The organism is Snodgrassella communis, from assembly GCF_914768045.1.
Classification (GTDB): Bacteria; Pseudomonadota; Gammaproteobacteria; order Burkholderiales; family Neisseriaceae; genus Snodgrassella; species Snodgrassella communis.
Genome location: NZ_CAJZCD010000020.1, coordinates 1 through 8,406 on the forward strand (window position 1 = coordinate 1; position 8,406 = coordinate 8,406).

Sequence of the window (8,406 nt, forward strand, 5' to 3'; positions counted from 1 at the left end):
ACCCATGTGAAAGTAGGACACCGCCAGACTCCCCATAAGAAGAACCCGGTTGAGAGATCAGCCGGGTTTCTTGCATTGTAAAAAGCTAGAAGACAATGATTATAGATGCCTGATACAAAACACAACAGCAGCACAAAGGCTGCTGTTGGTATTGAGGCTATAGAACAACTCAAACAATAAGTCATTTAACCCAGTCTGGCAAAGCCCTGTTGGCGCAATGCTTCGTACAGCACAATGGCTGCGGCATTGGAGAGGTTTAAGGAACGGATATGCTCAGACTGGGGAATACGTAGACAGTGACTGCTACGTGCCTGAGCGAATTGTGCGGGTAGACCACTGGTTTCGCGGCCGAATAAGAAATAAATCTCCTGCGAACTATCGCTAAAATCGAACTCAGTGTAATTGCGTGTGCCATACGTTTCTATCAGGTATACCTGTGCATTAGTTTGAGCTTCTGTCATTTCGATAAAGGCTGGCAGACTATCGTGGTAATGAATGTCTACATGTGGCCAGTAATCGAGGCCAGCGCGTTTGAGCATTTTATCGTCAGTAGAAAAGCCGAGTGGACGAATCAGGTGCAGACTGGTATGGGTACCGGCACAAGTACGGGCAATATTGCCGGTATTGGCGGGGATTTGGGGCTGGTAGAGAGCGATGTGCAGCGGCATTCTAGTCGTTCTTGAAAAAGATTTAGTGTATATCAGTTTGGATAATTAGTGTATGGCATAATTATTTATAATCTGTGCTTATTGTGTTGGCGATATTATGTACCGGTATTGGAATATAATTTATTGATATGTGAAATTTGGACTGCAAATATCCTACACTAAGAGGAACAACTAGTTGCAAAATACCAAGCAAAAAACAAAGATATATATTGTTTGCTATGGCGTAATCGTCAAATCTTTTGTCGATGAATAGGGCGATAAATGAATCTTTTATGTGTATTCATGACAGTATTTTTTAATTTACCCTATTCAACGTGACGATTTGCTCTACATGATGATTGCTCTGAAGCGTACTACAACCGGACTATATTGCCAGTATTTGTAGCATAAAACAGATTGTTTGTGTCGGCAAAGCTCTAATTGGTGATGCAGGGATTATCTTTTTTGTTGGATATGCTATTGTTGGATTGTTGGTCAGTATATTGCATTTTCAATTGAATCTGGTGGTTGTTATTATCGCCGGATTTTGTATGATGAAAAATTTTAGCAGGAAGAATACATGCAGCTGAACTCAGTAGGTACACCACTATTTTATGGCGTATTTATCGTCATTGTTATTGTTATGATTGCGATTGATATGCTCACGCTGAAAAAAGAGGGTATGCATCGCGTTAGTACGAAAGAAGCATTGCTTTGGACATCAGTATGGATTGCTGTTTCTTTGGGATTTGCGGGTTGGTTGTATTTTGAACTGGCACATAATCCTGCGGTTGGTTCGGATGTGGCTGTAGATTCGGTGATGGACTTTCTCACAGGTTACGTGTTGGAAAAATCATTATCAGTCGACAATATCTTTGTATTTGTGCTGATATTCAGTTATTTTAAGATACCTGCCGAATATCAGCATCGAGTTTTACTTTTTGGGGTACTAGGCGCGATTGTTCTGCGTGCCATTATGGTGGCTTTGGGAGCGGTACTGGTTAGCCGTTTTGAGTGGGTGCTGTATTTATTTGGTGTCTTTCTACTTTATAGTGGTATTAAATTGATGCTGCCAGAAAAGGCCGAGGATAAAGGTCTGTCTGATAATCCATTAGTAAGCTGGTTGAACCGGCATATGCGCGTGAGTGAACAGCTGAATAGGGAGAAATTCTTTACCATTGAAAATGGCCAGCGCATGGCTACTCCATTACTACTTACTTTGGTGGTAATCGAATTGAGTGATGTGGTTTTTGCTGTGGATAGTATTCCGGCAGTATTTGCGGTAACAACTGATCCGTTTATCGTTTTCACTTCCAATATTTTTGCAGTATTGGGCTTACGCGCGATGTATTTTTTGCTGGCCAATGTGGTAGAAAAGTTTATTTATCTCAAATACGGGCTGGCTGTAGTATTAACTTTTATCGGAGGCAAAATGCTGGTTGCCAAGTGGTGGCATATTCCTTCTTTTGCTTCACTGGCAGTAGTATTTAGTGCCTTACTGATTGCCATAATTGCTTCATGGTTGAAAACCAGACAGAGGCCGGATATTCGTTGAAATGGTATGCTACACTTATTCAGACAGTCTAGTATGCAATCACTTTATCTCTAAAAGACAAAGTGATCGCGTACTAGACTGATATTCGAAGTGATAGGAATACTATTAATCTAACTTGTTAATAATTTCACTTATCCGTGCCACATAAATTTTGACAGTTTCAATATCGCCATGTGGAATTTCATCTACGCTGGCATCGGCAGGTGTTTGTACTAAAGCACCAATAGAACCGCCAAGTGTATTGATATCATTGCGATCTGCTTGCTTGGTATTTGCTGGCAATAATCCCAGACTCACCCAGATACCGCCATGCTGTGCGGCCAGAGTCTGCATCCAGATTAGCGTTACCTGTTTATCGCCGTTAAAACTGGCACTATTGGTAAATCCGCCAAACACTTTATCCTGCCAGGCACGCTTAGCCCACAATGCCGAAGTGGCATCAGCAAATTTTTTGAATTGCCACGGTACATTGCCCATATAAGTGGGCGCAGCAAAAATAATTCCTCTGGCAGCATCAAGCTGTTGCCATTGCTCATCATTCAAATCGCCGTTAGCATCAATTTCTACCAGCAAGGCATCTGTATCTGCTGCCGCTGCTTCAGCTATTTTACGGGTATGGCCGTAACCTGAAAAAAATACAATGACTAGTTTACTCATCTGTATATCCTTTGAAGTTAGATAGAACCAAAACAGATTAAGCTGGCAGTGTGGTTATTACAATAGCGTTTTAGGAAACAAAAATCGTTATTATTGCCTAGCAGGAAAACACAGGCAGCCCAGCGCAGAAATTTTCTCAAGCTGAAGACTGCTTGCTGCAACCATTAAAGTGGTTTTCTAAAATCCATATTTTATTAGTTTAGTGTTTACTTGATAACACGGTAAATAATTGTTAGACTGAATCGAATACAAAATCATGTCTAAATATGGATATTTAGGGATGGTAAACAATATTGTCGTCTACCTTTATCGGACCTATAGATAAATTAGAAGTAGCAGTAACATATACATCAGAAACACAACCACTCCCGGATAGTATATACAACTGATTGTCTCAGAAGCTGCCCGTAATTAGTCAGTCAAAAGGACAGTATCCGTGGTGCAACCCTTATTTATGAAAGGTAATTATATGGCATACGCTAGTACCAATCCCTATACCGAACAGCAGGTAATGGCATTTCCTAATACCACCGATGTTGAATTGGAAGCAGCATTAAATGGTGCTGATGCTGCTTTCCGTGAGTGGAAAAACACGACATTTGCCCAGCGTGCACGTATTCTGCAAACCGCAGCTGACATTCTACGTGCCAATATTGATGAATATGCCCGTCTGCTGACATTAGAAATGGGCAAACTGTTTAGTGAAGCCAAAGCAGAAACTGAGCTGTCTGCGCAGATTTTTGAATATTATGCGGTAAATGCCGAACGTCAGCTTCAGCCGGAAGTGTTGCCGGTCACTTCTAATAAAGGCAATCGTGCCCGTATCGAATTTGCCCCGCAAGGCATTATCTTGGCGGTAGAACCGTGGAATTTCCCGTATTACCAGATAGCACGTATTGTTGCGCCACAACTGGCTGCCGGTAATGTTGTTCTGTTGAAACATGCTTCTAATGTTCCTCAGTGTGCTGCTAAAATGGCCGCCATGCTGTCACAGACTGGATTAGTGCAGGGCGCCTTTCAGAATCTCTATCCAACCCATGAACAACTGGCCAAAATCATTGCCGATCCGCGCGTACGCGGTGTGGCCTTAACAGGTTCAGAAGGAGCAGGTGCGATTGTGGCTGCACAGGCAGGCGCGGCATTGAAAAAATGCACGCTGGAACTGGGCGGTGCCGATGCCTTTATCGTGCTCAATGATGCCGATATCGAAAAGGCCGCTAAATGGGCAGTGTTCGGCCGTCACTGGAATGCAGGGCAGGTTTGTGTGAGTGCCAAGCGTATTATCGTGGAAGATGGCGTATATGATCGTTTCCTGAAACTGTATCGTGAAGGTATCCAGCAACTGCGCATGGGCGACCCGATGGATGCAGCCACTACATTAGCACCACTGTCTTCCCGCTCCGCCGTTACAGGCCTGCAACAGCAACTGGACGAGGCAGTTAAACTGGGTGCGCATGCTGAAGAAATTGCGCTGGATATGCCTGCGCAGGGTTGTTTTTTCCGGCCGGTTATTCTAACCAATATTCAGCAGGATAATCCGGCACGGCACTGGGAATTCTTTGGTCCGGTTTCTTCCGTGTATCGTGCCAAGGACGCTGCTCATGCCATTGAAATTGCCAACGATACTCCTTATGGTCTTGGCGGTTCTATCTTTACCGCAGATGAAGAACGCGGTGCTCAACTGGCTCAGCAGATTGATACCGGTATGGTATTTATTAATCACCCTACTATGGTGAAAGCCGATTTACCCTTTGGTGGCGTAAAACGTTCCGGCTTCGGACGTGAATTGCTAGATTTGGGCTTAAAAGAATTTGTTAATGCCAAACTGGTAAGCATTGCTGATATCGACGCCGAATTCTAAGCGGTGCACAATAATATAACAGGGTGGCCAAATAGCCACCCTGTTATTTGTATCTTATCTTTAAACAAGTTTGTTCTCTTTCTCTAATGCCACAAAAGCGATTCGAGTCATCATCAATACCGTAAAGTGCTCACTAAGCTGGTGTTACCGAGAATATTGCTCAAATGTACCAGTTGTGGCTATCAGTTGGCGATGAATGAATCAAACGAGTATAAGCTGATGTGCAAATACGTGGGAGGAACATTGTGGCAGTACCAGAAGCAGACATAGTTTCTGTATCAGCAGCAGAAATGCTGCAAAAGCGCGTAAGAAGTACATAAAAATGTGGTGATTGTGGCAGAATTAGGTACAATCGCCGCTTTTACCATTGCAGAGGTCTAATCATGTCTGAATCAACCCCTATCTGCCCACAATGCGCCAGCGAACAGAATTACTTTGATGGCACTTTTACTGTCTGCCTTGAATGTGGACATGAATGGGATGTTGCCAGTACCACCAGCACACAGGAGCTGGATGTTAAAGACAGTAACGGTAATCCGCTAGCTAATGGTGATGATGTTATTCTGATTAAAGACCTCAAACTTAAGGGCAGCAGCACTGTGCTGAAAAAAGGTGCCAAAGCCAAAGGTATTCGTCTGGTTGAAGGCGACCACGAAATTGATTGCAAAGTAGATGGCATGAAAATCATGCTTAAAGCGTGTTTTGTGAAAAAAGCCTGAGTAATAGGGTAACGAAATAATGGCCAGTCTGTCTGCTTGGTAATGTTTGCAGATGGGATGGCCAGTTTTTCCAGTTGTGGATAAGTACAGTTATCCACAACTGGCCGGTTACAGTTTATTTATCCGCAGGGAGCAAATCCGGGTCAACAACTGTATAAACACAGTTATTCAGTGTTGCAGTGCTGATTCTTTGCATAATCACACTTGCCAGTTCTGCCCGATGAATATAACCATGTATTTCCTGCTGATAAAAGCATTTTCCTGTACCGGTAACTGCACCATTAACCAAACCACCGGGGCGCAGAATTTCATAATTCAGCGTACTGGTTTGCAGCCATACTTCTGCCAGAGACTTTTCCCGTACTGAATGTCCGAAAGCTTTTTTTGCCCGTTCTGACATCGTAGGCCATGAATCACCGCAGCCCAGAGAAGTAACCAGCAGCATCTGCTTGATACCACAGTGTTCGGCCGTATCAATAATCAGCCGCTGTGCCAGATAGTGCGCACCTGCCGAACCGCCTAATGTCGATACGATCACCGTATGGTTACCGGCCAGCTCGCAGGCTTTCTTGACACTGGATTCGTCAGTAGCATCGCCAACCACCGTTACTACCCCTTGCTGGCTTAACTGTCGGGCAAAATCCGCGTCCCGTACCAGCGCAATACAGCGCCACTGCAATGGCTGCTGCAACGCCAGTTGCAATAGCTGATAGCCCGTACCCATTTTCGGGCTTACCCCAAACAATAATAAAGTTTTCATCAGCTTCTCCTCAGGCAGAACCAAAGTGTTGTGCCAGACTGCTTAACCGCTCTGCTTTTAGCGGACGCTTTTTATCACGGCCAACAAAAATCTTGAACATCGTCTCACCTTGCCGGTTTAGAAAAATAATTGCAGCTGTGACCATAAGCATAAAGCTGCGCACAACAAAAGCAATATATACACAGTTTTGCGTGCAGATATGCCCGTTGAAACCCTGATTATGTTGCAGATTAAAATAACCGGCCCCCTTTTTTCCTGCTGGCAACGCACCGGAAAATTGCGCAATAATATTCACCGGATGCAGCAGAAAAGTAATTTCGTTCCAAGTCTGCACTTCCTGCCACACTGCATTAAACTGACTGCCATCAATGATAACTGTATCCGCTATTGCCTGAATGAGTTCGGCCATCATAGCCTGATATTGCTTGGCCATCCGCTCCAGTGTATCTTACTAGCCATCTATCTTGAAACAGCAAGCCAGAACGCTGCATCAAAACGGCTCAGCGCCCATGATTGTGTAGCGCAGATATCAATGAAAAGCTGCAAAAATTAAATAATAATTATTATATAGTAACGGTTTTATAGCGGCGCTATCCAACAATATCCAGTTTATTAATGCACACCAACGAACATAAAAACGCCAGAAATCTGCCTGAACGAAAGCAATCATTGGGCTAAATCTATTCTGAGGTTATAAGCATGTAGATGAAGGATTTGCCCGCATACACAATAGTACCGGATTTACCGTACATCGTGGTTTCAGTAATCCTTACGGCCAGATAGATTTAAGCTGATATCTGCCGGTTAGACCAATCTGGACTTAAGCCTGCCAAAATAGCTAAAATGCATTAATAAAATCAGGTATTTTTTTAACATAAAGTGATAGTATATCTATCCACCGTTTCGCGCCGGCATTGGGGTGAGCGTATATTGTTAATATGATCGTCTGGAATATCCATGCAAGAAATTCAATCAGCGCAACAGATTACTGGCCTGTTACTTGGCACCGCTGTAGGCGATGCCATAGGGCTGGCAAGAGAAGGACTGACACCCAAACGAGCCTCTCGTTTGTTTGGTAACCAGATTCAGCATAGCCTGATAGTTACACCATGGGGCAGGGCAGGCTTGTGCAGTGATGACACCGAGCACGCAGTTATGGTGGCGCAGAGTCTGTTAAGCGGTCACCAGAATGCCGATGATTTCAGCCGCCAACTGGCAAGCCGGCTACGGCGCTGGTTTCTTACCTTACCGGCCGGTTTGGGTATGGCTACCCTTAAAGCCTGTAGCAAATTGTGTCTGGGCATCAGTCCGGCCAAAAGTGGTATTCGCTCCGCCGGTAATGGCGCAGCTATGCGTGCCCCTGTGATTGGCTGGTTTTTTGCCGATAATCCTGTCACCATGCGCGAAATAGTCCGCGCAGCTACCAGCATCACCCATACTGACCCACGGGCAGAAGAGGGCGCATGGGTTATCGCTATGGCCGCCAGACAGGCCAGGGAGCAACAGCCACAAGCCCCTATTGACAGCTTCTTTGCCGACATCATGCCCAGCCTGAACGGCCAGCAACTGACCTGCCAGTTACAACTGGCACAGCAAAAGTTACAACAACAGGCCGAACTCAGCGATTACCTACTGGCCTTGCAACTAGAGAAAAAAGGCATTACCGGCTATATCAATAATACTGTGCCTGCCGTTATCTACGCGTGGCTGCGCTACTACGGTAACTATGAACAAACCATCAGCGCACTGATACACGCCGGTGGCGATACAGATACTACCGCTGCCATCGCCGGCGCGCTTGCCGGTATTCAGTCGGGCGAGGCAGGCATTCCAGCACACTGACTAGCGGGTGTGAAAGAGTGGCCGATGAGTATTGACTACCTGCGTAAATTGTCCAGTGCGCTGGCCGCCAAAAAACACCACCCCGAACAAACCATTACCCCGCGCCAACCCGGCTACCTCCCCATACTGGGCAGAAACCTGCTGTTTTTCTGTATCATTATGCTGCATGGGTTCAGACGGCTGCTACCGCCGTATTAAGCAGGAACAGCAAAATACCCAATAAAAGAGAATAAAAAACTCAGAGTAGATACTGGTGGATAGGCTACACTAATTCATACAACTTTTTTAGGGGGTAAGGTAAACTTAACTCTAAAAAGGAAAAAATGATGAATCAACAAAAACGCGCACGACGCTCTTTTAGTGCT

9 protein-coding genes are annotated in these 8,406 nt (G+C 44.8%); 4 read left to right on the plus strand and 5 right to left on the minus strand.

Annotation, left to right across the window (positions count from 1 at the left end):
- Nucleotides 1-185: 185 nt before the first annotated feature.
- Entirely contained in the window at nt 186-668 is a 483-nt protein-coding gene (gene trmL, locus MJ761_RS10725) for a tRNA (uridine(34)/cytosine(34)/5-carboxymethylaminomethyluridine(34)-2'-O)-methyltransferase TrmL (protein WP_093093871.1), read from the minus strand.
- A gap of 559 nt (nt 669-1,227) precedes the next feature.
- Between trmL and MJ761_RS10730 the strand changes: the two genes are divergently transcribed.
- On the plus strand, nt 1,228-2,202 hold the full coding sequence (locus tag MJ761_RS10730) for a TerC family protein (protein ID WP_093093873.1): 975 nt from the start codon (nt 1,228-1,230) through the stop codon (nt 2,200-2,202).
- Nucleotides 2,203-2,307: 105 nt separating this feature from the next.
- Here the strand turns inward: MJ761_RS10730 and MJ761_RS10735 are convergent, their stop codons facing one another.
- Entirely contained in the window at nt 2,308-2,859 is a 552-nt protein-coding gene (locus tag MJ761_RS10735) for a flavodoxin family protein (protein ID WP_093093875.1), read from the minus strand.
- Between the two features lie 469 nt (nt 2,860-3,328).
- On the opposite strand from MJ761_RS10735, the gene MJ761_RS10740 reads away from it, so the two are divergent.
- Both MJ761_RS10740 and MJ761_RS10745 read left to right on the plus strand, forming a co-directional pair.
- A complete protein-coding gene (locus MJ761_RS10740; RefSeq protein ID WP_093093883.1) occupies nt 3,329-4,720 on the plus strand; it encodes an NAD-dependent succinate-semialdehyde dehydrogenase in 1,392 nt (463 codons plus the stop codon).
- 383 nt (nt 4,721-5,103) lie between these two features.
- Nucleotides 5,104-5,439 (plus strand): zinc ribbon domain-containing protein YjdM, encoded by a 336-nt coding sequence (locus tag MJ761_RS10745; RefSeq protein WP_037404659.1) that lies wholly within the window; start codon nt 5,104-5,106, stop codon nt 5,437-5,439.
- A gap of 115 nt (nt 5,440-5,554) precedes the next feature.
- On the opposite strand, the gene MJ761_RS10750 is transcribed toward MJ761_RS10745, so the two are convergent.
- A complete protein-coding gene (locus tag MJ761_RS10750) occupies nt 5,555-6,199 on the minus strand; it encodes an NAD(P)H-binding protein (RefSeq protein ID WP_093093877.1) in 645 nt (214 codons plus the stop codon).
- Between the two features lie 10 nt (nt 6,200-6,209).
- The gene (gene hutX, locus MJ761_RS10755) at nt 6,210-6,632 is read right to left on the minus strand and encodes a heme utilization cystosolic carrier protein HutX (protein ID WP_093093879.1); all 423 of its coding nucleotides are present in this window, start codon (nt 6,630-6,632) and stop codon (nt 6,210-6,212) included.
- 524 nt (nt 6,633-7,156) lie between these two features.
- Here hutX and MJ761_RS10760 point away from each other — a divergent pair.
- A complete protein-coding gene (locus MJ761_RS10760) occupies nt 7,157-8,041 on the plus strand; it encodes an ADP-ribosylglycohydrolase family protein (protein WP_093093881.1) in 885 nt (294 codons plus the stop codon).
- Here MJ761_RS10760 and MJ761_RS10765 read toward each other — a convergent pair whose 3' ends face one another.
- Nucleotides 8,042-8,209 (minus strand): hypothetical protein, encoded by a 168-nt coding sequence (locus MJ761_RS10765; protein ID WP_176715119.1) that lies wholly within the window; start codon nt 8,207-8,209, stop codon nt 8,042-8,044.
- Nucleotides 8,210-8,406 lie beyond the last annotated feature (197 nt).